Consider the following 23,578-nt stretch of genomic DNA (forward strand, 5'->3'; position numbering starts at 1 on the left):
CAGGTTTTACATGCTGAAGGATAAGCCATGATTCTCGATTACTACCAATCCGAACTGAGCAAGATAAAAAAACTGGCCAAGGAATTCGCTTCTGCCTATCCTGCTATAGCACCGATGCTGAGGGAGCAGAGCACTGATCCCGATATTGAAAGGCTTCTTGAAGGGGTTGCATTTTTAACCAGCCAAATCCAGATTTTGCTCGATGATAATTTGCCGGATATGGTAGATGATTTAACTCAACTTTTCTTTTCCCAGTATTCCAGAGCCTTGCCCAGCACTTCCATCATCCAGTTTGTTCCCAAACCCAATCTGGGAGAAGCAATCCACGTTAAAAAGGGAACGGAACTGGCCTCAATTCCTATAAATGGTACGCAGTGTCTGTTTCGTACCGTAGTGGATGTTGAGGTTGAACCGGTATTGATTGAACAAATTATATTTAAAGAGTCGCTTCAGGGGGATAGTCTTCTGGAAATCAATTGCCAGCTTTGCGGTGTTACCTTGCAAAACTGGAAAGGCAAAGAACTACGCTTTTTTATAAAACAGCCCTGGGAAGAGGCCTGCAATACATTTTATATGCTGCAGCGCTATGTAAAACGGATTATTTTGCGGGCTGACAATGAAAAAGAGTACATCCTCCCGCTTGAAAATCTGGTTGCCTGCGCTTTGGAGTCAGATGATCCCTTATATCCTCTGGCATTTAAAGACGACAATACGCATTGCATTCTGCATCAATACATTAACCAGCCTTATAAATTTCTGTTCTTTAAATTAAAGGGATTTGAAAAATGGATAAGAGAAACGGATGCCACGAATTTCAGGATTTCGCTCGAGTTTAAAGACATCCCTGTCTGGTTTTCTCCTCCAGAAACAGGCAATCTGATTTTGCATACTGTTCCGATTATTAATCTCTTTGAACACCATGCCGAACCTATTCAACTCGATCATAAAAAGCCCGAGTATCGCGTTATCCCCAGTGATAATGCCGATCAGCATTATCAGATTTATGAAGTAAAGCAGGTGATTGGATATCGCCAGCGTGAAAAAAGACAGATAGTGTATGATCATGTCTTAAATTTTAATGATGAGCTGGATTTAAACAAAAAATATACAATTCATAATCGCCCCTCGATAAGCGGCAACGGGCGAGATATTTATGTTGGCTTCTTTTACAATTTTGGACAGGAGTATCCGGTTGATGAAACCCTTTCAGTGACTTTAACCTGTACCAATGGAGATTTGACTACCCTGCTCGATGAAGGGGATATCACCCGTTTTACTGACAGTTCGCCTGAGAATCTGAGTTTCACCAATATTATACCGCCCTCGTCCAACATTCCGCCGGTTCATAATCAGGCCTTGATCTGGAATTTCCAGTCCTTACTGGTCTTAAATTTTATTCAAATACTGGATAAAAGTTATCTAAAACAAATTGTTAATCTTTATCTTTATGAAAAGGGCGAAAATTATCACCTGAACATGAGCAGAATTCAGGGCGTTGAGGATATTCTGGTGGAAAAGAGCAGGCGTTTGTATCTTGCTGAAATGATTGCCGGCGTAAATATTACATTAGTATGCGAACCGGATCATTTCAAAAGTATTGGGGATATGTATTTGTTTGGCTGTATCCTGGATATTTATTTTTCACAGAACTCACCGATGAATACGTTCACCCAACTGAGTTTAAAAAATTCACGTACTAAAGAGACCTGGAAATGGACACCAAGATTGAACAATCCTCACCAGAAATAGTTAAAAAGCTTTTAGCTCAGCCGAAAACTTTTAATTTTTATCAGGCAATCCGTTTACTCGGTCACGAAATTGAACAGGAAAGGCTGCAAGGAATTCCCGCAAGTCTTGATATCGTTCCCTGGCTAAGCCTTGCTTTTCCTGAAACCGATATTGAAGATATAAAAAAAAATCAGAATAAATATATTTTAACCGCAACTTTTTTAAGTTTGTTTGGTACTACCTCTCCACTGCCAACCTTCTATACAGAGCAGCTTATTCAGGATGAATTTTATGAAATAGGCGAGGTGAAATATTTGCTGAACATTATACATAAGCGATTATACGAGCTGATGTATGGCGTCTGGTCTAAAAACAGGATAATTGAGCAGTTTGTTGAACATCATAACCGGCAAGTAGAGGATGCACTTTTTGGTCTGATTGGGTTGGCGCTTACAGAGGTTAGGGAAAAAATTCCTCATTATCTGCGCCTGTTAAAATATTCCGGACATTGGATTAATACTCATCGCAGTTTGAATGGCTTAAGAAATTTTCTGACTGATTTTTTCAAGGTTCCTATTGAGGTGAAATCCTTTTTTCTTGCCATGCAATCGATCCCCTATGATCAGCGCTGCCATATTGGACATAGCAATAATCAGTTAAATCGTACTGCCTATCTTGGCAGCAGGATTAGAGCTAGCAGTAATAATGTGCTGATTCGCATCGGTCCATTGAATGCTTCCGTATTCCCTACTTTTTTAATCGATAGTCCCAATATTAACTTAATGAAATTATTACTTAAACTGTATGTCCGTGAGCCTTTCAATTACATGATGGAAGTGATTCTTGATCGAGGCTCACTCCAGGGGATGCAATTATCGTCAGGTATGTATCCTTTAGGGGTAGCCAGCTGGCTTGCTCCTGAAAAAGAAATTGAATCCTTCACGGTTAGGTATTGGCTTAATAGCAGGCTGTCATGAGGAAATGCCAGTCTTGGTTCAATCGTTCTGAAAACAGCGGCAGGTAATCATGTTAACCGTCAATTTAAAAGCTTTACTGGAGCGTCTGAATGACTATACCGCTCTGACACTCGAGCAGTCAGTTAATCTATGTATGCAGAAAACGCATCGGGAAGTTACTATTGATCATTGGTTGAGTGAATTACTCTCCAATCCTCGCAGCGATATCAGTCTCATTCTTGAGCAACAAGCCCTGGTGCCAGACAGCATTCGTTTTGATATTCATTCCGGTATTGATAAATTAAAACAGGGGCACAGGGGAAAACCCAGTTTCTCGGTTTCTCTTTTTGACTGGATGCAGGACGCCTGGCTCATCGCAACTTTAGAGCAAAAAGTAGAGAAAATACGTTCAAGCTCTTTGTTATTTGCTTTGATTAAAAAGCACAAACATTATCCCACCCACATTGGAAATGAAATTTTCGAGCTTCTGCCTCTGGAAAGTCTAATGGGTCATTGGCAGGCGGATACAATGGAGTCTGTCGAACGGGATATATCGCAGTTAGGTTTAAATGCGGATTCACCTGAGAATAAATCCCGTCTTGGGGAGTCCCTACAGCAGTTTTGTATCAATTTGACCGAAAAAGCCCGAACCGGACAAATAGATCCAGTGTTCGGGCGAGAACGGGAAATTCAGCAAATGGTTGATATCCTGGGGCGGAGGCGTAAAAATAATCCAATTTTAGTGGGTGACCCTGGGGTCGGGAAAACTGCACTGGCGGAAGGGCTAGCTTTGGAAATCAGCAAGGGGAATGTTCCTGATTTTCTAAAAAATACCAGTATTCTTGCTTTGGATTTAGGCTTGCTGGAAGCTGGCGCGAGTGTAAAGGGCGAGTATGAAAGACGCTTGAAAGCGGTGTTGAAAGAAGTATCCGCCGCCAAATTTCCAATAATCTTATTTATTGACGAAGCGCATACTCTGATTGGTTCAGGGCAACAGCAGGGTGGACTCGATGCTGCCAATATCCTGAAACCGGCTCTTGTTCGCGGCGAATTATGTACTATCGCAGCAACAACCTGGCATGAATACAAGAAGTATTTTGAAAAAGACGCCGCCCTGGCCAGACGATTTCAGCTGATTAAATTACAGCAGCCAGACATCGAGGATACCATTCGTATTTTGCGAGGATTACAGCCGATATATGAAAAAGCGCATGGTGTAAGCGTTCGTTCTGACGCCTTGGAAGCAGCAGCAGAACTGTCTACCCGCTATATTTCCGGACGGCAGCAGCCCGATAAAGCGATTGATCTGATAGATACCGCAGCAGCGAGAGTAAAGATAAATCTGAGTGCGAAACCGGCCGAGGCCAGTGCTATGGAAAATCAAATTGCAGCACTTGAGCAGGAGTTGGGCAGTCTAAGTAAAGATAAAGAACAAGGCCAGTCCATTGATCCTAAAAAATTAAAAGCATTGAAGCAGGAAATTAAAGAGAACACAGCAAGGCTTGATGCAATTCAGAACGATTGGGCGAAGGAGAGTGCTTTAATTAGTGAGCTACTGGCTATTCGTGAAGAGATTTCAAAAAAACCAAAAAAAAGCAGCAGCTTTCAGAAAAGGCAACAGGAGTTGCTCAACACCATGGATGAGCGAAATATCTCCTTGATTGATCATGAGGTTTCACCAGAAGTTGTTGCAAAAGTTGTTTCAGACTGGACCGGCGTGCCTTTAGGTAAATTGCTCAAAAACGAATATTCCGCTCTGCTTACGCTCGAGCAAAGTCTTGAAGAGCAAATCAAAGGCCAGCATGAAGCCCTTGAGGTGATTGCACAACAGTTGAAAGCTGCGAAAACCGGTTTAAGCTCTGTCGACAAGCCTTCCGGTGTTTTTCTACTGGTAGGACCAAGCGGCGTTGGCAAAACTGAAACTGCATTGACCATCGCAGAGCGTGTGTTTGGGGGACGTCAGTATTTAACAACTATTAATATGTCCGAATTTCAGGAAAAACATTCCGTCAGCCGCCTGATAGGATCACCCCCGGGTTATGTGGGATTTGGTGAAGGGGGTATGTTAACAGAGGCGGTGCGCCAGCGTTCGTATTCAGTAGTTCTTCTGGACGAAGTCGAAAAAGCGTCACTGGATGTCATGAATCTGTTTTATCAGGTGTTTGATAAAGGCAGCCTGACTGATGGAGAAGGCGAGGAGGTCAATTTTAAAAATACAGTCATTTTCCTGACCAGCAATTTAGGCAGCGATTTGATTCTTCGCTCTGATAATTTGTCACAGGAGCAATTAACAAAACTAATCTGGCCCATTTTATCCGCGCATTTTCAGCCTGCATTGCTTGCCAGAATGACTGTCGTCGTTTATCGTGCATTGTCGCGGGCAACGCTAAAAGACATCACTCGCCAGAAACTTGAGGCGTTTAAAATGCAACTGGTGCGCACGCATGCCATCAAGCTCCAGTTTAAAGAGGAAATCATTGATTATCTGGTAGACCGTTACAATGAACCTGAGCTAGGGGCAAGAGAAATTGAATTAACCCTGCATGCTAAAATAATGCCTGCCCTGGCGAAATATATTCTTGAGGCAATGACAAATAACAGGGAATTGAATGCCTTAAATCTTGAAATTGTGGACAATGAGATAGTGATAAGGGAATAGCCTGGGAGCAAGTTGCTTGCTATTTCAGATATTCTATTGATATCATTGAGTTGTCTAGCATTACCTGCAAATAATTATAATAAGAAAGGGAATGTCGGTGTTTAAGAAAATATGGTTACTCTCTGTGGTATTGCTAACTGCCTGCACAATGGGCGGCAATACGAAACAACCCCAATTGGCAGATTCCTATCAGGACAATGCTATTCTCATGCGTATTGAGGCTAGTAAAGATCTCAATCTATACAATGATCAGAAACATACGTTGAAGCTTGTAATAATACAGGTAGAAAAAGTTGAGGATGTTCAAAAGCAGTTGATGTCTTCTGATTCGATTGCCAAACTTCTTGATAGCGCTGATGATTCTGAAGACTCCAAGAACAAGGCAGGGGACAAACAAGTTTATATGCATACCCTGTTTATCACCCCCGGCAGCAAGAAGGTGTATACCTTCCCCCGTTTGGCTGGTGCAAGACGAATCATTGTAGTTGCCGGTTATTATGATCTGGTGCCGAACCAGGTGGTGCGAGTATTTGAAATCCCTGTATTTGAAAACTGGAAGCCTGTAACCTTCTGGGAAATGAATCGTAAAATGGGGCGTATAGCTATCTGTTTGATGCTCGGAGCTAAAGGAATTAATTTTACCGACAGCACTTCAAAAGAAACGACCAGTGAATCTTTGAAATAGGATGATCCAAAAATGGTTTGGAAAACAGCAGTTGATTGGGAACATGGACTTTTTTTACAACCACAACATTTTCAATGTTCTGAGTTACATCAACAGTTTTTATTAAATCAGGTAATGCGCTATGTCACTCCTTATTTCTGGGGATTTGCTGAGTTAAAACTGAATCATCAGGCCTTGAAGAATGGCCGTTTTGAAGTGGATAAAATGGCCTTGTTCCTTCCAGGCGGTGAATATGTTGAAGTTGACTCTAACGCGGTTTTTTTACCCCGCTCATTTTTAAAAGACTGGCCCGCCAATTCTGACTCCATGAAAGTCTATGTGGGGGTGAAGGATTTGTCCTTGTCCAAAAAGAATGTGACCCCTGTCAATCAGCTGGAAGACCTGACTGGAGTTACAACCCGCTATATCAGCTATGCCTCAGGTGTTGAAACCGCCGATTTTTATCATCAGGAATCCCAGGCACAGCTTAAAACCTTACAATTCGTTGTTAAATTATTCTGGGAATTTGAACTGGAAAATACCCATAATTATACCTTAATACAAATAGCTGAATTAAAACGCATTGATAATGAAATTAAAAATAACCCGGTATATATCCCTTCCTGCGTTAATATCGCCGCAGCGGAAAATTTGTTTGTAGGCATGAGAGCGATGCTTGAAAATCTGATGGGGGTTCTCAGCCAGCTGGAAAAGTTTAAACTGCCAATTGACTGGTATGCCAGCCATATTGATAAAGCGAATTTCGGGCGTTTGTTTTCTTTGCGATCCCTGCTTCGGAGCGTGCCGGTCTTAAAGCAGTATGTAAAAACGGGTAATGTACATCCCTGGCATTTATTTACCTTGCTTGAAACCATCGCCTGTGAGTTAAGCTATTTTAGTACAGAGGTTAATCTGTTTAGCAGCAGCGAGCAAAATACGACTATTTTACCCGATTACAATCACCAGAATCTTACGGCATGTTTTGCTGCGGTCAGGACTCTGTTACAGAAATTAATTATCACAATCGTAGCTGATCCAGGTCGAATCCACAGAATGACCAAAGAGCATAACTACTATTATGCCGATTTGGGCCCTTATTTTATACGACCAGAGAGAAGATATTACCTGGTCATTTATGCAGAAAATAATCAGGAAGAAGTGGCAAGCGTCGTTAAAGATTCAAGTAAACTCTGTGCCTATTCAGATATTGTTACTTATATTGAATATGCTTTGCCCGGCGTTCCCATTACCAAATTGAGCGCTGCACCAGAAGGTATACCTCGCGGCGCAAGCTGTCTGTATTACAAAATTGATAACCAGTCTTCAATGTGGCTGAAGATAGAGCGTGAATTAAAAGTGGCCTTATACATGGGTAAAGCGCCAATCGATGTTGTCATTGATATAGTTGCTGTGGGAGCATAAATTGAATCTCCAATCATTATTTTATGATTTGTTCCACTATGTGAGCGAATTAAAAGACAGCGAGTTCTCTACGGTCAGCTTTAACGAGTTTAGGGAGGAAGTCCTTATTCGCATCAAAGAGATCCGGAATCGTAGTGGATCACTGGATAAAGATCAGGTGAATACGGCTTTATTTGCTGTAGTCGCATGGATTGATGAGCTAGTACAGAACTCCATGTGGGAAGGAAAAAAAGAGTGGCAGCATCGTTTTTTACAAACTGAATTTTTCAATACCACTGACGCAGGAAAGGAGTTCTTCATTTATTTATCCAAAATTCCGCCAAAGCAGGTAGACTTATTCCGAATTTTTTACCGCTGCCTGACCTTGGGCTTCAGAGGAGAATATCACAGTCCTCTGGATAAACCGGATTTAATCAAATACAAGGCATACGCGTTGGAACATATCACTCCTGATCATGAAATGGTGGATAACGTGGAGCACTTTATCGCGTTTCCTGAGGGATATGAATGCAAGGTCGGTGGAAAAATGCAAGTGGGCCGTTCGCCCTGGAAACGATGGTTCCTATGGCTGATACCCATTCCTGTCTTGCTGTTGATTTATTTCTTTTTCTATTTTGTTATCAACAACACTGTTGATAATTATTTACAAATGATCAAATAACCGAGAGATTAAATGAGGTTAATCGGGCAAACAATTTTCTGGATGGTCACGCTCCTTGTCTTCGGATTTTTATCTACACTTTTAGTTGTAGGTCATGATCTTCCAATCTGGATAGGCCCCCTGATTTTTATAGGGATATCACTGCTTTTTTATCTGCTTACCTCGATGAGTTATGGCTTGGAGAAGTGGTGGAGAAATCGTAAAAATGAGAAGCAGAAGGCTGTAGGTGAAAAGGTCGAGACCGGCGGATTAAGTCTTACTTTGCATAACGCGGTTAACTATATTCATCAAAATTCAGTGGCTGGTGGGGTAAAGCGTTTTTGGCATATGCCCTGGGTCCTTTTCTTCGGTAGCCCCAAAGCCTCACAAATGAATGTGTTCAAACTCCATACTCATTTTAGTGTGGGGGATACCGATGATATTGAATTACAAAGAAACAAAGCAGTGATCCTGGAGGATTACGTCATTTGGTATGTAGATGATACCTTGCTTCAGACCAACACACCCAGAAAAATTGAGCGTCAATGGCAATCATTCCTTGAAACAATCCGAAAAGGTAAAAAGAAACAACCCGCGGTCCAGCAAATCGTAGTGGAAATACCTGCTTCTCTTTTAACAGGGGGTAATAAGGGGGAGTTATCTTTTTATGCCCGCTCACTAAGGGACCGAATTAACCAGGTCAGTAATATCACAGGATATCGTCAACAGATTCTCTTTATTATTACAGAATGCCAGCACCTGGAAGGATTTGACTCCTATGTGCAGATTGTTCCTGAAAATATGTTTAATCAGGCAATGGGTTATGTGGTCGATGATCCGATGCGCAATTCCTCGTCCAGCAAACCTATCCAATATTTAAGTGAGCGCGCACAAGATGTGATTGATATCATCCTGTTTAACCGCGAGAAGCAATTTGATTCCAAAGTATACCGGTTCCCGCTGTCTATTGCCGACTTAAGAGAACAGTATACTGTCTTTAGCGAAATATTTTTTTCAGCAACCTCCTACAGTGAATCCCCGGTGTTGTTGGGTGTTTACATGACAGGAACAATAGTCAATAAAGGAATTGAAGACCAGGCTTTTGCCTATGATTTAATTGACAAAATACAAACACGGCTAATGTGCCCGATGATGCCGCTGAAAAATGAGCTGGCCAGGCAACAACGCCGTGAGTATGTAAGACTTGGGCTTTGGTATTTACTCTGTTTCGGTCTGGCGGGTTATTTGTATTATGTCTACACGCAAACTTCCAAGCGCTTGCTTGATTTGGTTCAGTTATTACCCGCGGAAGAGGTTTATGGAACCAGTCTCGAGGCAAATCTGGTCGAATTCAATGAGTTCCATATTTTAATGAATGCCGTCGATCGTTTTAAAAATCAGTGGCAAATTAAAATTCTTCCTTATCGAGGCGGGCTGGACAGACTATATGATTTTTTTGGTGATCTGTACGTTACGCAATTCAAATCGCATGCCCTGGATATCCTGGATGGCAAAATTCTGAACTTGCTGCGCCAGGGCGATGCAGTTACAGATCGCCAGAAAGCTTATCTGGTGCAAAATATGGTAACGCGGGTAAATGCGGTTCAGGCTAAATTGGGAGGTTCTGATCGACAGGCACTGATGAGTATGCCCAATCCTGAAATCCGGTATCTTGGGTATAGTAATATTTCTGAAGACATACAAAACGCGTTTGGCGTTTTATATAAAGATTATATCTACTGGAACTCCAATACCGAGGGATTACGCCTTGAATCGATAAAATTATTACGCTGGCTTGAAGATTCCCGTTATTTAAATTCCAATTTGCACTGGCTGGTAGAATGGGGAAATACCCGACCAGGGGCTTACAGTATTGGTCTTAATGATTTCTGGCCTGGCAGTATCAGTATCCATGAATATGATGTTCAACCTGCATTTACCATTCAGGGTCATCTGGCAATAGAGCAATTGCTAGAGCAGATTGAATATGCACTGCCTGTTTATATTGACATTTCTCGTCAGGAAAGTAATTTCAAAGTCTGGTACGAAGAAAATCGCGTTAATAAATGGGAACAGTTTTCCTTTGATTTTTCAAAAGGACAGAGAACCCTGGCTTATCAGTTCGAATGGGATCAAACCTTCGATAATATGATGACTCCCAATGGAGTTTATTTCAGTTTGATGGATCGTATTAATAATGAATTTTCTCATAAATTGTCCATTAAAAATCCGCGATGGATTGAGATGATTCATCAATTTGCGGGCTTGCTGAATTACCAATATGAAAGTACTGAAGGTGTACAGCTTAAAGAGCTGTCTAACACGTTGGCAAAATGGGGTGAAGTACTTAATGCACGACCTTCGCAAATCAATCAGCCTGTGCAGACAATAAAAACAACTCAGACCAGTCAGCCAGTGTCCAACGATGCCTCGCCTGATGAAATTAAGGCAGTCAGTAACAAGTTGAGTTTTAACAATCAGGTTGATGCTGCCAAAGCCTTCCTTACCTACCGTGGCTTATTGAGAAGATTGTATGCCAAACCTTTTGTGCAATCGGTTAAAGCCTATGCAAGCGCCAAGAGTTTATATGAAAGCCAATCGAGCCTCAGCCGCGATACTTCTAATGTAATTCAGGCTTATCAGGCATTACTCGGCATTCGTCGTACCCTGGATCATTATGATCAGCTGGATGAAACCAATGCGTTCTGGGTATTGATGCGTGGCCCTCTTGATTTTTATATTGATTATACAAATCGCTATGCGTCTTGTTATATTCAGCAAAAATGGCTGGATGAAGTCTATTTGCGAACAGCGACAATTGAAGGGGAAGACTTAAACGATCTGCTCTTTGGTAAAGCCGGTGTAGTCTATGCCTTCCATGAAAAATACACTAAACCGTTTATCAAGCAGGTAGGCAACAACTTCGTACCCATTTATGTATTAAAACATAAGTTTCCTCTCTCCATTGAGTACTACCAATTCCTGAAGTCAGGATTAAATCTCGATACGGGGGATAACAGCCTGGTTAAAATCAAGAAAGAGCTGGATGCGAAACTGCCCACTGATATTACCATCAGAGCCAAACCAGTTAATTTACAGTTGGGATCAACCGCTTTGCCTTATAAAACAGTACTGAATGTCAAATGCAATGATGATATGGTTTCACTGGAAAACTTCAACTATCCCTCCCAAAGAACAATTCGCAAATGGACTTTGGAGTCTTGTGGACCGGTTGAAATCGATATTTATTTTCCTGCGGCAACCCTAACTATTCAATACGCGGGTAATGACGGTTTCCTTAGATTTTTGCAGGATTATAGTAAAGGCATTGTAACTTATCCGGTAAGTTTATTTCCGGATCAAGCGAAATATTTGAAGGCTAATCGAATCAATGCCATTCATGTTTACTATAGTTTAAGCGGAGCAGACGACGTCACCTGGCAAATTGGACAATATTTATCCGCCCTGAAACAAATCAAGGTTGATAAAGTGAAGTTGGATCAAGTGGTGAAAGTGCCGCGTGTGATTACTGATTGTTGGGAACAAGAGTCATAATATGCTTGAACTTGATCAAATCGCCGGATTAGTCGCCAAGCCTATAACAGATAGTGAACCTGCCGGGGCAAACTGCCAGGACGATGACAAATACATCAGCCTGCGTAATGAAATGCAAAAGCTATCCCGGGCAGGTCAGTCCAGCGGCATTGAGTGGAATACTGTCAGCAACAATTCACTTTATTTGCTGATTGAAAAATCCAAGGATTTTCAGGTTGCATGTTATCTTGCCTATGCTCTTTTTCATCAGTACCAATATCCAGGTCTGAAAGTTGGAGCGAATGTTCTGACCAATATGCTGGAACGATATTGGGATAGTTCTCATCCTCAGGACCGACCTCGTGTTAAGGTTAATTTCTTAAACTGGTATGCTTCCCAGTGTTTTAATTACATTCAATATATTAAGCCTGTCGACAACGTGAAGGATATTCAGCAATCGATAAAATATTTTAACGAAATCAGAGATTTTCTGAGCGAACGGGAACTGGAGTTTGATGCGTTCAGCAATCTGATAGCTACGCTGAATGAGTATCTTCGCCAGTTGGATTTTAAAATGGTTGAACCTCAAAAAGAGGAAAAACCTGTCAAGTTGGAAGATAGCGTCAAAACCATTCAGCAAGATGAGAATCTGCCGCTTGAGCAAGGCTTTCTGACCTTGACTCGGGGAGCCCGCGATTTGATGAAGGCAGATTTGACGCTCCCTTATCCCTATTATTTAAATCGGCTCGCTGCCTGGGGAAGTATTGCCGTACTTCCGGACGTTGAAGATGGTGTAACCGGCATTTCCCCCCCCGATTTTTTTAGTGTAAAAAGAATTAATACGATTCAGGATGGGCATGATCCTCTCGAAGTTTTAAGATTGGTTGAAGAAATTATTCCCGATGAGCCATTCTGGCTTGATCTGCAAATTCTCAGTCTCGATATGTTGAAAAAGCTCGGGGAACGTTACGAAGAGGCATTCGCTGTGGTCAAGCGCGAATTCATTCAGTTTCTCCAGCGTTTTCCTGGTATTGAGAAATTAAAATTCAATAATAATAGTGCCTTTCTAAGTGATTGGGCGCAAGATCAGCTAAACGAATTAAGGACAACAAGTTCCATGAGTTTTACTGATCGAATGAGTCATCTGTCATCGGTTGAACAACAGCAGATTGATGAGATTAAAACTCTTTGCAAAGCATTCAGTAGAAAAAATATAGAACTGGAAATTGTCCAGCTGGAGCAGATAAACAAGCAGGCGATTTCTGAGCGTGTACGTCTGACTGCTTACATGGCGATTTGCGAAGAGTTATTGAAAGCGGGAAATCGAACAATCATCAGGCCTTATTTATTATTCATCCTTGAGATTATTGATAAACATCAGCTGGGAACCTGGGATTCTGTTTTAACACTGGATGCCTTGAGTCTGGTGTATCGGGGGATGAAATCTATTAGAAATAAAATCAGTGATGATTTATTTGAACAGGTTATTCATAGAGTCGCTCGAATTGATTCAAAAATGGTATTGGAATTAAGTAAACTTTAAAAGAGTGCAATGCAAATACTACGTGATCCAACTCACACATTAATCCCTGTTTTTTATCGTCGTGAGAATAAAGATAAGCTGGCTGTGACCCTGATGGCCATGTTCTCCTTCAGCCAACCTAAAGTATTCCTGAGCTTTCAGGAGTTCTGGACCATTGTTAAAAAGAATTTTTCAGACAATGAAATGCTCGATTTCTATCTTCCAAAGCTTAGGGCCGAGTATTTTGTGAAGGGCAGTTGCTTTGCCTATAATCCTGAGACACGTCGATCTGAAGTAGAAGTGATTCTCGACTCGTTTGAAAAGAAGTTACTAGTTTCTGGTGATCGCTACTGGATTATTAATGGCTTGGTAAAGCAAGCATCACAACCCGCTGTATTTCAAATAATGCCCGTATCCTATGAAAATGCATTTGGTGGAGAAGGCAACATTTACAACCCCAGAGGGAAAGGCGACAGGAGTTCCAGTAACTCTGAACAGTCTACTGAACTACCCAATATAGAAATGTCTGATACCCAGTTTATGGATGAGACAGACAAGCCTTTACCGGCTTTGCTTCTACCGTATTCATCTGATTCTCAGGCCAATAATTCAAAGCTGGGAACCTTTGACCGGGAATGGTATGAAAACGAAAGACCGTTTTATCCCAAGAATATTGACTGGACTTATTTTAATCGTGCGCTTCCCGATCAGCAGCGTGAGGGGTATTTTAAAGGGAATGAAAGCTTCATGATCAAAAATATGCATCCAGGTAAAAAATTGCTGACTGGCAATTTGCCCGGTATGCGTACCCGCTGTTTTTACCAATATCAGAATCCAGAAGCAAAACTTGAAGAAATTTCGCTTAATCTCGATACAGTATGGCTTATACCCGAGTTCGAGAAAGGAATTTTAATCTGGCATGGGCAGATTGATTTGATTCAGGGTAAAAAGCCAGCCTTCCTTCATAGTGCTCATGAAGCACTTGATGAACCGAAAAAAACGCTTGATTTTTATTCTAATCGATTAAAAAATCCGACTATCGAACGCCCTGTTCCTGTCTCCCAACCTAAAGAAAAAAGCCCTCCACAGCAGGGTATTGCGGATGATCTCGGCGAACAATTAAAAAAGATACGGATTCAGAAAGAGGAGGACCCTGAAACAACAAAGCTTCGCGTACAGCTGAATACACTTTTGAGCGGATTATCGCCAGGGGCCAAAATGACTGCTGCGAAAGCGTTTTCGAGTCAGATTCCTAAAGATTCAAAATTGAATGGAGCGCAGCCATCTCCGCATGCGACCAGGCAATTATTCGAGTATATTTCCAAATATAAAGAAGAAATTGCCAATGGGAATCATTCCAGTAAGGAGAAACAGCAATTATTGGACGAAGCGGTCATACTGGAAAAACGACTTGGCATGCTTGATTCCACTGGAAAAATGGCGCAGTATCGTCTTGAAACGGCTAGTCCCTCAGTGTACACGCGAGAGGATGTTATCAGGGCTTATCAGGAAAAAACAGATCTTAAATATGAAAACCTGGCCGGGATTGACTTGTCTGAACTGGATTTGTCAGGGATTGACTTGAGGGGCTGTAATTTGAGCCATTGTTTATTAGTCAATACCAAATTAAATAAGGCGAATCTTGAGCAGGCCACTTTAATCGGTACCCGGTTGGATAAATCAGCTTTGCTGGAAGCAAATCTGACTTCTGCTCATATTAAAAATTGCTTATTCTGCAATGTGGAAGGAAGGCTTGCAAATTTTTCAAAAGCTGAATTGGTCGATTGCAAGCTTGAAAACTGCAATTTCCCGCAAATCAATTTTTATTATGCAAAAATTAGCAAATCCAGTTTTGAACAGTGTAAATTAACTCGCTTAAACGCTGAGGGTTTGATAATGACTGAGAGTTCATTAAAAGCCAGCGATTTGAATCAATCCATTTTGAAATACAGTCATTTAGAGCGCTGTATTTTTGACCATATTGAACTATCAGAAGCGGATTGGGCTTACACCGATTGTCGGCATAGCCAAATTGAAGGCATCAGTATCAATCGATTGAAAGCCAAACTAACGGTGATTAGACATTGTAAACTGACTAATTGTCTATTTGATTATTGCGAATTAACCTCTTTGGAACTGACTAATTCTCATTTCGAGAAAAGCAGATTTTTACATTGTGATTTGGAGAAGGCAACATTTGCTGGTACCACGATAATCAATAGCCGAATTGCCCACTCCAATATGAAAAACTGGCGCACCAATGCTGAAACAATCATTAGTAAAACGAAATTTATTAATACAGACTTAAAACAGTCTGCTTTGCTTGGCGGTAATTTTGATAATATTTCCTGGGTAGCCTGCAGCATGGAAGCGATGCAAGTCACTGATAATATTTGGCTTAACTCAGAAATCACTCAATGTAACGCCCGGCAAATACGAGTTTCAGGCAGTGAAATGAAAAGGGTTGATTTTAAAAATACCAATTTGCTTCAGGCAACTTTTGCTCAAAGCCGTTTTATTGAGTCCGAATTTAATCATTCTAATTTATATGGAACAACCTTTAATAGTTGCACATTAATTGACACTCAAAAACAGCATTGTCTTGAACAGCAAAGTTATTTTGACAAAATAGAAGGCTAGTAATGGATTTAGCGCAGTTAAAGAACGCATTGTCAGAACGAAAAGTAATTGAAGATCAGACCTTTGATGGTACTTTAATTACGGAACTGGATATATTCAGACCGATCTTTTTAAACAGTCATTTCAAGAAATGTGTTTTTAAAAATATGAAATTCAAGGCTGCAATTTTTGAGAACTGCCGCTTTGATGAGGTTTATTTCGAGAAAGTCGAGATGACTATCAATACATTCACTGCCTGCACCTTCAACAAGGTCCATGTTGTACATAGTGATTGGAAAAGTGCTGTATTCAACCAGAACAAGATTGATGGTCTAATTATCAGTGACTCCAATCTTGCACTAAGTGATTTCAAGGCAGAGGTATTGGAGAACTGCCAATTCCTTAATAGTGATTTAAGTCAAAGCAGTTTTTCACAATGCCGATTAATTGCTGTACAAATGCAAAATATACAATGGTCGCGTTCAACAGCAACTGAGGCGTCGTTTGAACGTGGAAATTTCTCAAAGGTTGATATGACCGCCTGTAACTTTACCGGTAGCAGGCTTTCCGGTGTACACTTTAAACAATGCAATTTTTTTCACTGCTTACTGATTAAAGCGAAAATTGATAAAGTCGCTTTCCAGGATCCTGCAGATATCCGGCATATCAATTGCCTGCAAGCGACTCTTAACCAGCTCTCACTGGAAAAATTAACTTTTTTTGCTGCTGTTTTTCAGGAAGCGAAACTGACCGCTGTGGATTTTAGCCAGGCCCAATTAAGTACCGCTAACTTTGTCAGTGCAACAATAGAGGATTGTCTTTTTAATCGCTGCCAATTAAACAATGCTAACTTTGAGTCTGCGATTATTAAGGACTGCGATTTTCAACATAGTTCCTTAAATGCTGCCAGGTTTAATTATAGTCAGCTGAGTCATTGCGATTTTTCACAATCGGAAATGAACAGCGCATCCTTACATGACACCAGAGAGCATCAGGTGAACTGGAATATCAAAAGCGGTGAATATATGAAAAAAACCGATCCGGATTTATTAAGAGCAGAGCAGTGGAGCACATGATTTAAGGTTTATGAATAAGATCAAAATGTCTCCCTTCCATGACTTCGAGGAGCGGAGAGTTACTGAGAGGACTGGATTCTTTTATTTTATATCGGCATAAATCCGGACGAGGGGAGCACTATGTTAAAAGAAAATGAAATAATGCGATTGGCCGGTACCGGGGGATGTTATCCCGCTACGATAAAATTTATCGAAGGCGATAATTTTCATTTAAAATTTTCATTCAGCAACTCCACCATTAAAGCAAAAAAAGCGTTTTCCTGCCTGTTGGAGCCCCTGGCTGATGATGAAATCATGGCTTATCTGGGAGAGGAGGAGGTTTATGTTTTAGCGATTTTGAATCGAAGAAGTGAAAATCATGCATGCATTAATATGCAGCATGGGCTTGAAGTTAATGCGTCTTCAATTGGTTTAAATTCCACTGAGCTGGCAATAAATTCTGAAAAAGCCCGCCTGAATTTGCAACACAGCCGACTTGAGGGACAAGAATGCAGTTTTCATTTTGAAAGGTTGAAATTCATTGCCAAAACCATTGAAAAAATCTGCGACACCTTGAATCTGCAGACTATTCGCCTGTTCCAATGGGTAGAGGATTTGGAGCATCAGGTGTTGGGGCGTTTACGAAGCAGGGTAAAAAAGAACTATCGACTGGATTGTGGTGAATTGACCATAATTACGGAAGACGACGCAAAAATAAAGGCGAAACAAATTCATTTAGGATAAATACTATGACTATGGCCTGTATGCTGGGCGGTTCGGTTACAACAACGGGGAATACGGATGTTTGCCTCGTTCCGCCTGAGGTACCAACCCCCTTTCCCAATATGGCGACCTGGACAAACAGTATAGGTTTTGTACCTGAAATTCTGATCATTATGTCGCCAAGTTGCAATATACTGACCTCTATCAGTATCTCCACTGGTGATGAGCCTGGAAAAGAGGGAGGAGTAAAGTCGGGTACCACCCAGGGAGTGTTTCAGCCACTCACAGGTCTGCCGAATGTGTTACTCAATGGATTGCCTGCCTGCAATGTTGGCATAACGAATGGTACGTCCAATACAACCAACACCACATCTATTTATACCATCCCATCACAAACTGTAGTAGTTGCGGCCTAGGCATCAATCCAAGAAGATCACTCTCCCAAGTTGGGAGAGGGCTAAAAGAGGGGTGAGTTTAAACTCAAGGTTTAATCACAGGGCTCTATAAGTTTCTTTTTCGCCGAGCGATAACGCTCTGCCTTTTCAATATCAATATAGCGATCGGTTGTTGCACTTGAACTGTGACCGGCATCATCTCGCACATGTTCCCGCGGCCGTGTTTTAACATCTTCGGAAATACCGGTGTGCCGAAGCCAATGCACGGTGGCCGCTCCTAAACCATCGGCCTCTTCTATAAAATGATCGCGGCGCAGCTTTTCAGCAGCGAGATCAAAGCAAGTCTGGACGAGACGACGGAGGGGGGCAGTGTCGGTCATAGGACCATTACCGCGTATTTTGGGGATCAGAGGCGTATTATCGGCGGGAGTGGGTAAATTGCTTAAACCTAAAAAGCGTCTCCAGCGGCTCAGACTATCCAGCATTGCATCACTTACCGCCACCTGACGCTCTTTGTTACCCTTACCGATAGTTGTAAACCACCAGAACCCATTACTATCCTTGCTGAAATCATTCATGCTGGGAACCCAGCGATCACTTGCGGCAAGCTCTGAAATACGCAAATACATTCCAAAAAGCATACTCAGAATAAAGCGGGTGCGTTCATGTTTTTCAGGATTATCTGCGGCTAAAGTCTCGGCGGCATCGAGAACCGCCTGCCACTGCAAGAGGCTAAGTCTTCTAACCGGCGCATTTTGCTGCCTTTTGCGGATAAATTTGCTTTTCTGGCGGATTAAGGCAACTGGATTGGAAAACAAGTATTCTTCTGCAATTAAGAAATTAAATAAAGTACTTAAAATTGCGAAAATTTCCTGAATAGCACCCTGAGATAATGAGAACTGATTGATAGCAGGTTCATGCCCCTGTTTGCGAGCCAGCTTACTGACAGTTGCTACAAATGGGCGCCATTCGTTATTGGGCTCTCGTTTACCTTCTTTTTCAATGAATCGGGGAACTTTTTTCAGACTAATCCAGCTTGCAGGAGGATGCTGGCAAAATCGTATAAAGGCTTCAATGTCTTCTCGTTTTAATTGCGGCAAGCGGCAATCTCTGACTAACCAGCACCACTGCAAAAGACGCTCAGCTTCTCTCCGATAACTATTAAATGTGCCCAGGCTGCCGCAATAACTTCTTAAAAAATTTAATACATGGATGAAATCGGCATAACAGTCTGGAGAAGGCAGTATGACGTGATCTGAATTCTTACTTAATTGATCCAGGCTATCGAACAGCGGCAACAACAGTTTTTTCATGACTTAAACCCGAAAGCATTCCTGATTTATGTTAACTTAGCGTCAGTCGGCTGGCAATTTGAATTTATGAGTTATCATTGCCTGTTTATCAGGAATTGAGTGCGGGATTTAAAAATGATCTATATATTTGAATCAAAGACAGTTTGAGTTGAATTGGTTCACTTAATCTATGGGTTTTTCAATCAATAAAAAATTAGTTCTCGAATATATTGACCTTAGGAAAAGCAAGCGGTATTATCTGCGCTCTGTCCTAGGACGGGTTTGCGGGGTGTAGCGCAGTCTGGTAGCGCGTCTGCTTTGGGAGCAGAATGTCGGGGGTTCGAATCCCTCCACCCCGACCAATATATTTGCGCCCGTAGCTCATCTGGATAGAGCATCGGCCTTCTAAGCCGAGGGTAGCAGGTTCGAATCCTGCCGGGCGTGCCAGCCTTTGTGCAGTATTCCGATATGGTGAGCGTAGCTCAGTTGGTAGAGCCCCGGGTTGTGATCCCGGTTGTCGTGGGTTCGAGTCCCATCGTTCACCCCATTTAAAACATCAATGAGTCTGAGTTGGTTAAGTAGATTATGCTGAAAAACGGCTATAATATATAGTCGAAACAATTTTTTGGCTATATTCAGAATCCAAAGTCTAAAGATTCGCATCTCGAGTCTTTACAACCAAGTCATACTGTTCGATAATTCCACCCTGTTTTGCGAAAGTGGCGGAACTGGTAGACGCGCTGGATTTAGGTTCCAGTGGGGTAACCCGTGAGAGTTCGAGTCTCTCCTTTCGCACCATTACATGACAAAAATATCCAAGAGGTGACTAGATGCAAATTTCTGTTGAAGCCCTGAATGGTCTGGAGCGTAAGATTACCATTAGCGTACCTACCGAAAAAGTTGAAGATGAGGTCAAATCGCGTTTGCGTGATCTTGCACGTAAAGCCAAAGTTGCCGGTTTTCGACCAGGAAAAGTCCCTATGGATGTAGTCAAGAGCCGCTTCTCAAAAGGTGTACGTGAAGAAGTTGCCCGTGAGATGGTGCAATCAACTCTATATGAAGCCCTGAAAAACAATGAGTTGGTTCCAGCCGGTTCTCCCTATGTTGAGCCAGAAGAGCTCGAAGAAGGTAAAGACTTTAAATTCACCGCAACTTTTGAAGTATTCCCTGAAATTAAAATTACTGAGCTGAACGGCCAGGAAATTGAAATTATCAAGTCAGTGATCAGTGATGCTGATGTTGATGAAATGATTAGCAAGTTACGGGATCAAAACAAAGTTTGGAAAGATGTTTCTCGTGCTGCTGCAGAGGGAGACAAAGTCAGTATCGATTTCAAAGGCTTCATTGATGATCAGCCTTTTGAAGGCGGCAGTGCTGAGAAATATGAAATTGTTCTTGGTTCCGGTTCTATGATTCCTGGTTTTGAACAAGGAATTATTGGCGGCGAAATTGGCAAATCCTTTGATATTAATGTTGCCTTCCCTGAAGACTACGGCCACAAAGAATTAGCCGGCAAAGATGCCGTATTCCAAATCACCATCCATAATGTGTGGGAAGGTGAACAGCCTGCACTGGACGATGCTTTTGCTGAAAAGTTTGGCATTAAGGAAGGCGGTGTCGACGCACTCAAAAAAGACATCCGGGAAAATATGACCCGTGAGCTGGAGCGTCGCGTCAGCGCTACTAATCGTGAGCGTATTTTCAATCAATTGATGTCTGTTAATAGCTTCGATTTACCTGCAGCTCTGATTGATCAGGAAATCGAACATCTTAAACATGATATGTATCATCGCCTTTTTGGGCATGCACATCATGAGAATGAAAAGATTCCTGACTTTCCAAGAGAATTATTTGAAGAGCAAGCCAAACGCCGAGTTCATTTGGGTCTGTTATTCTCAGAATACGTCAAGGCACATGAATTAAAAGCGGATAAAGATCGTGTTGATGCGATGATTGAAAAGTTTGCCAGTGCTTATGAGAACCCGGACGAGTTACGTAACTGGTACCGAAATAGCAAGGAACGTACTGCTGAGGTTGAAGCCCTTGTTATGGAAGAAATGGTTGCAGAAAAAATCAGTGAAAACGCTAAACTCATCGAAAAATCAATGAGCTACGATGAAGTCATGAATCCCAAAAAGGAAAACACAGAGAAAGGAGAGTGATAAATGGCAGGTCATCCCGATAACCTGATTAGAAATGCCAGCGGCCTGGTTCCAATGGTTATTGAGCAAACGTCAAGAGGAGAGCGCTCCTATGATATTTACTCAAGACTTTTGAAAGATCGCATTATTTTTCTATTAGGTGAAGTTGAAGACCATATGGCTAACCTGGTAGTGGCGCAGCTCCTCTTTCTTGAATCAGAGAACCCGGATAAAGATATTTATCTGTATATCAATTCGCCTGGAGGCGTTGTTACAGCTGGCTTGGCAATTTATGACACGATGCAGTTTATTAAACCGGATGTAAGCACTCTCTGTATTGGCCAGGCTGCCAGTGCAGCTGCTTTGTTGCTTTGTGCCGGCGCTGACGGCAAGCGCTTCTGCTTGCCCAATTCCAGGGTAATGATACATCAGCCCTTAGGCGGATACCGTGGTCAGGCGACTGATATCGAAATCCATGCCCGTGAAACGCTGGCTGTACGTGAGCGTTTAAACAGCATCATGGCAAAGCATACCGGCAAAACGCCTGATCAAATCATGCGTGATACGGAAAGGGATAACTTCATGAGTGCGTCTCAAGCCAAAGAATATGGATTAATAGACAAAGTGCTTTACGATCGTAATGCATTTACAACTGCAGAATAATTCAGAGTTCAGGACTCTTGACTCAATGGCCTCTTAAAAAGAGGCCATTATCCACTTGGCTTATTTTTATTGATTGTCTAAAATTTTACTAGGTTCTGTCAATTATCATGTCACAGGCGAAGTTGAGGATAGTCATGCGGAGCACTATACAGGATATAGATAAGAGAGTTTGGCAGCAAAAATTGTTTTGAGGTCAATTCCAATAAATTTAAAATTGCATTCCTTATGAGGAATCGGCACGAGAGGGTTTGTTGATGAGTAAAACCGGTAAAGGTGATGGTGAAAAAGTTTTATATTGCTCATTTTGTGGCAAAAGCCAGCATGAGGTAAAAAAATTAATCGCAGGTCCTTCGGTTTTTGTATGCGATGAATGCGTTGAATTATGTAATGATATTATTCGTGAAGAAACGCAGGAGACAATTGAGGATACCGAAACCCATTTGCCGACACCAAAGGAAATTTCAAAGTTTCTTGATGAATATGTCATAGGGCAGCCTCATGCAAAAAAGGTGCTGTCTGTTGCTGTATATAATCATTACAAGCGTTTGCAGCACAAGCCACAGGATGGTGTTGAGCTGGGTAAAAGTAATATTCTGCTGATAGGCCCGACAGGCAGCGGCAAAACCTTGCTTGCTCAAACACTTGCCCGATTACTCAACGTTCCATTCACCATCGCAGATGCTACTACTTTGACTGAAGCAGGCTATGTAGGTGAAGATGTTGAGAATATTATCCAGAAGTTATTGCAAAAATGCGATTACGACGTGGATAAAGCGCAGCAAGGTATAGTTTACATTGATGAAATTGATAAAATTTCCCGTAAATCAGATAATCCATCGATCACCCGGGATGTCTCTGGCGAAGGGGTACAGCAAGCACTGCTTAAGCTGATTGAAGGTACAATCGCTTCAGTACCGCCGCAGGGTGGGCGCAAACATCCGCAACAGGAATTTTTGCAGGTTGATACGTCCAACATATTGTTCATTTGCGGAGGCGCCTTCGCTGGTCTGGAAAAAGTAATTCGCGATCGAAGCGATAAATCCGGTATCGGCTTTGCCGCACAGCTCAAAAACTCCAAGGATAGTAAAGTCAATGAGAAAATACTGGATGGGCTTGAGTCAGAAGATTTAGTGAAATATGGATTAATACCAGAGTTCGTTGGCCGTCTTCCTGTAGTAACAACACTGCACGAACTGGATGAAGATGCCCTGGTTGATATCCTGACTCGTCCAAAGAATGCTTTAACCAAGCAGTTTCAAGCTTTGTTCAAAATGGAGTCAGTTGAGCTTGAATTTCGTGATGACGCTTTACGGCAAATCGCTAAAAAAGCATTGGAGCGAAAAATTGGTGCTCGTGGTTTAAGAACGATCCTTGAAAATCTTCTTTTAGACACCATGTATGAATTACCGTCACTCGAGGGAATCAAAAAGGTTGTTGTAGACGAGAGTGTAGTCAGCAACACTAATAAACCGCTTATGATTTTTGAAGAGAGAGACGATAAGCACTCTGCTGCTGGTGGTGGAGATTAATTCCTGAGTATGGGGTTGGCAAACGTCAGCTTCATA

The 23,578-nt window shown here is 41.8% G+C and carries 16 protein-coding genes and 4 tRNA genes; 19 read left to right on the forward strand and 1 reads right to left on the reverse strand.

The window, feature by feature from the left end:
- Window positions 1-27 precede the first annotated feature (27 nt).
- From tssF to B1207_RS12195, 12 genes are all read left to right on the forward strand, one after another.
- The gene (gene tssF, locus B1207_RS12140) at window positions 28-1,749 is read left to right on the forward strand and encodes a type VI secretion system baseplate subunit TssF (protein ID WP_112220232.1); all 1,722 of its coding nucleotides are present in this window, start codon (window positions 28-30) and stop codon (window positions 1,747-1,749) included.
- Entirely contained in the window at window positions 1,713-2,705 is a 993-nt protein-coding gene (gene tssG / locus B1207_RS12145) for a type VI secretion system baseplate subunit TssG (RefSeq protein WP_112220233.1), read from the forward strand. The genes tssF and tssG overlap by 37 nt, the downstream gene beginning before the upstream one ends.
- Before the next feature lie 49 nt (window positions 2,706-2,754).
- A complete protein-coding gene (tssH, locus tag B1207_RS12150; RefSeq protein ID WP_112220234.1) occupies window positions 2,755-5,343 on the forward strand; it encodes a type VI secretion system ATPase TssH in 2,589 nt (862 codons plus the stop codon).
- 91 nt (window positions 5,344-5,434) lie between these two features.
- The gene (locus B1207_RS12155; protein ID WP_112220235.1) at window positions 5,435-6,028 is read left to right on the forward strand and encodes a type VI secretion lipoprotein TssJ; all 594 of its coding nucleotides are present in this window, start codon (window positions 5,435-5,437) and stop codon (window positions 6,026-6,028) included.
- 12 nt (window positions 6,029-6,040) lie between these two features.
- A complete protein-coding gene (gene tssK / locus B1207_RS12160) occupies window positions 6,041-7,429 on the forward strand; it encodes a type VI secretion system baseplate subunit TssK (RefSeq protein WP_112220236.1) in 1,389 nt (462 codons plus the stop codon).
- A 1-nt stretch (window position 7,430) separates the two neighbouring features.
- A complete protein-coding gene (locus B1207_RS12165; RefSeq protein ID WP_172458300.1) occupies window positions 7,431-8,090 on the forward strand; it encodes a DotU family type IV/VI secretion system protein in 660 nt (219 codons plus the stop codon).
- A 165-nt stretch (window positions 8,091-8,255) separates the two neighbouring features.
- On the forward strand, window positions 8,256-11,624 hold the full coding sequence (locus tag B1207_RS12170) for a type VI secretion protein IcmF/TssM N-terminal domain-containing protein (protein ID WP_172458301.1): 3,369 nt from the start codon (window positions 8,256-8,258) through the stop codon (window positions 11,622-11,624).
- Window position 11,625: 1 nt separating this feature from the next.
- Window positions 11,626-13,146 carry a TssA family type VI secretion system protein gene (locus tag B1207_RS12175; protein WP_112220239.1) on the forward strand — a complete coding sequence of 507 codons (1,521 nt, stop codon included), beginning with the start codon at window positions 11,626-11,628 and terminating at the stop codon, window positions 13,144-13,146.
- A gap of 9 nt (window positions 13,147-13,155) precedes the next feature.
- Window positions 13,156-15,765, forward strand: coding sequence for a DUF2169 family type VI secretion system accessory protein (locus B1207_RS12180; protein ID WP_112220240.1), 2,610 nt, complete (start codon window positions 13,156-13,158; stop codon window positions 15,763-15,765).
- Between the two features lie 2 nt (window positions 15,766-15,767).
- A complete protein-coding gene (locus B1207_RS12185) occupies window positions 15,768-16,820 on the forward strand; it encodes a pentapeptide repeat-containing protein (RefSeq protein WP_112220241.1) in 1,053 nt (350 codons plus the stop codon).
- A gap of 120 nt (window positions 16,821-16,940) precedes the next feature.
- Window positions 16,941-17,543: a DUF3540 domain-containing protein gene (locus B1207_RS12190; protein WP_112220242.1), complete on the forward strand. Its 603-nt coding sequence runs from the start codon at window positions 16,941-16,943 to the stop codon at window positions 17,541-17,543.
- A 5-nt stretch (window positions 17,544-17,548) separates the two neighbouring features.
- Window positions 17,549-17,938 carry a PAAR-like domain-containing protein gene (locus B1207_RS12195; RefSeq protein ID WP_112220243.1) on the forward strand — a complete coding sequence of 130 codons (390 nt, stop codon included), beginning with the start codon at window positions 17,549-17,551 and terminating at the stop codon, window positions 17,936-17,938.
- Window positions 17,939-18,009: 71 nt separating this feature from the next.
- On the opposite strand, the gene B1207_RS12200 is transcribed toward B1207_RS12195, so the two are convergent.
- Window positions 18,010-19,230: a tyrosine-type recombinase/integrase gene (locus tag B1207_RS12200; protein WP_112220244.1), complete on the reverse strand. Its 1,221-nt coding sequence runs from the start codon at window positions 19,228-19,230 to the stop codon at window positions 18,010-18,012.
- 264 nt (window positions 19,231-19,494) lie between these two features.
- Here B1207_RS12200 and B1207_RS12205 point away from each other — a divergent pair.
- From B1207_RS12205 to clpX, 7 genes are all read left to right on the forward strand, one after another.
- Window positions 19,495-19,571 (forward strand) — tRNA-Pro (locus B1207_RS12205).
- A gap of 8 nt (window positions 19,572-19,579) precedes the next feature.
- Window positions 19,580-19,656: transfer RNA gene (locus B1207_RS12210), tRNA-Arg, on the forward strand.
- Between the two features lie 24 nt (window positions 19,657-19,680).
- A tRNA-His gene (locus B1207_RS12215) sits at window positions 19,681-19,756 on the forward strand.
- A gap of 166 nt (window positions 19,757-19,922) precedes the next feature.
- Window positions 19,923-20,007 (forward strand) — tRNA-Leu (locus tag B1207_RS12220).
- A gap of 32 nt (window positions 20,008-20,039) precedes the next feature.
- Entirely contained in the window at window positions 20,040-21,371 is a 1,332-nt protein-coding gene (gene tig / locus B1207_RS12225; RefSeq protein WP_112220245.1) for a trigger factor, read from the forward strand.
- 3 nt (window positions 21,372-21,374) lie between these two features.
- Window positions 21,375-22,013: an ATP-dependent Clp endopeptidase proteolytic subunit ClpP gene (gene clpP / locus B1207_RS12230; protein WP_058507666.1), complete on the forward strand. Its 639-nt coding sequence runs from the start codon at window positions 21,375-21,377 to the stop codon at window positions 22,011-22,013.
- 254 nt (window positions 22,014-22,267) lie between these two features.
- Complete coding sequence (gene clpX, locus B1207_RS12235; protein WP_112220246.1) at window positions 22,268-23,542, forward strand: ATP-dependent Clp protease ATP-binding subunit ClpX; 1,275 nt, start codon at window positions 22,268-22,270, stop codon at window positions 23,540-23,542.
- The last annotated feature ends 36 nt before the right edge of the window (window positions 23,543-23,578 follow it).

Origin of the sequence: Legionella quinlivanii, assembly GCF_003265995.1 — a bacterium.
GTDB lineage: Bacteria > Pseudomonadota > Gammaproteobacteria > Legionellales > Legionellaceae > Legionella_C > Legionella_C quinlivanii_A.

Excerpts from the sequence above, each read along its gene's own strand:
- B1207_RS12195 (WP_112220243.1), top strand. The coding sequence starts at position 17,549 with ATGACTATGGCCTGTATGCTGGGCGGTTCGGTTACAACAACGGGGAAT.
- B1207_RS12155 (WP_112220235.1), top strand. The coding sequence starts at position 5,435 with ATGTCGGTGTTTAAGAAAATATGGTTACTCTCTGTGGTATTGCTAACT.
- tssH (WP_112220234.1), top strand. The coding sequence starts at position 2,755 with ATGTTAACCGTCAATTTAAAAGCTTTACTGGAGCGTCTGAATGACTAT.
- clpP (WP_058507666.1), top strand. The coding sequence starts at position 21,375 with ATGGCAGGTCATCCCGATAACCTGATTAGAAATGCCAGCGGCCTGGTT.
- B1207_RS12190 (WP_112220242.1), top strand. The coding sequence starts at position 16,941 with ATGTTAAAAGAAAATGAAATAATGCGATTGGCCGGTACCGGGGGATGT.
- tig (WP_112220245.1), top strand. The coding sequence starts at position 20,040 with ATGCAAATTTCTGTTGAAGCCCTGAATGGTCTGGAGCGTAAGATTACC.
- B1207_RS12170 (WP_172458301.1), top strand. The coding sequence starts at position 8,256 with ATGAGTTATGGCTTGGAGAAGTGGTGGAGAAATCGTAAAAATGAGAAG.
- clpX (WP_112220246.1), top strand. The coding sequence starts at position 22,268 with ATGAGTAAAACCGGTAAAGGTGATGGTGAAAAAGTTTTATATTGCTCA.
- tssF (WP_112220232.1), top strand. The coding sequence starts at position 28 with ATGATTCTCGATTACTACCAATCCGAACTGAGCAAGATAAAAAAACTG.
- B1207_RS12180 (WP_112220240.1), top strand. The coding sequence starts at position 13,156 with ATGCAAATACTACGTGATCCAACTCACACATTAATCCCTGTTTTTTAT.
- B1207_RS12200 (WP_112220244.1), bottom strand. The coding sequence starts at position 19,230 with ATGAAAAAACTGTTGTTGCCGCTGTTCGATAGCCTGGATCAATTAAGT.
- B1207_RS12185 (WP_112220241.1), top strand. The coding sequence starts at position 15,768 with ATGGATTTAGCGCAGTTAAAGAACGCATTGTCAGAACGAAAAGTAATT.
- tssG (WP_112220233.1), top strand. The coding sequence starts at position 1,713 with ATGGACACCAAGATTGAACAATCCTCACCAGAAATAGTTAAAAAGCTT.
- B1207_RS12175 (WP_112220239.1), top strand. The coding sequence starts at position 11,626 with ATGCTTGAACTTGATCAAATCGCCGGATTAGTCGCCAAGCCTATAACA.
- tssK (WP_112220236.1), top strand. The coding sequence starts at position 6,041 with ATGGTTTGGAAAACAGCAGTTGATTGGGAACATGGACTTTTTTTACAA.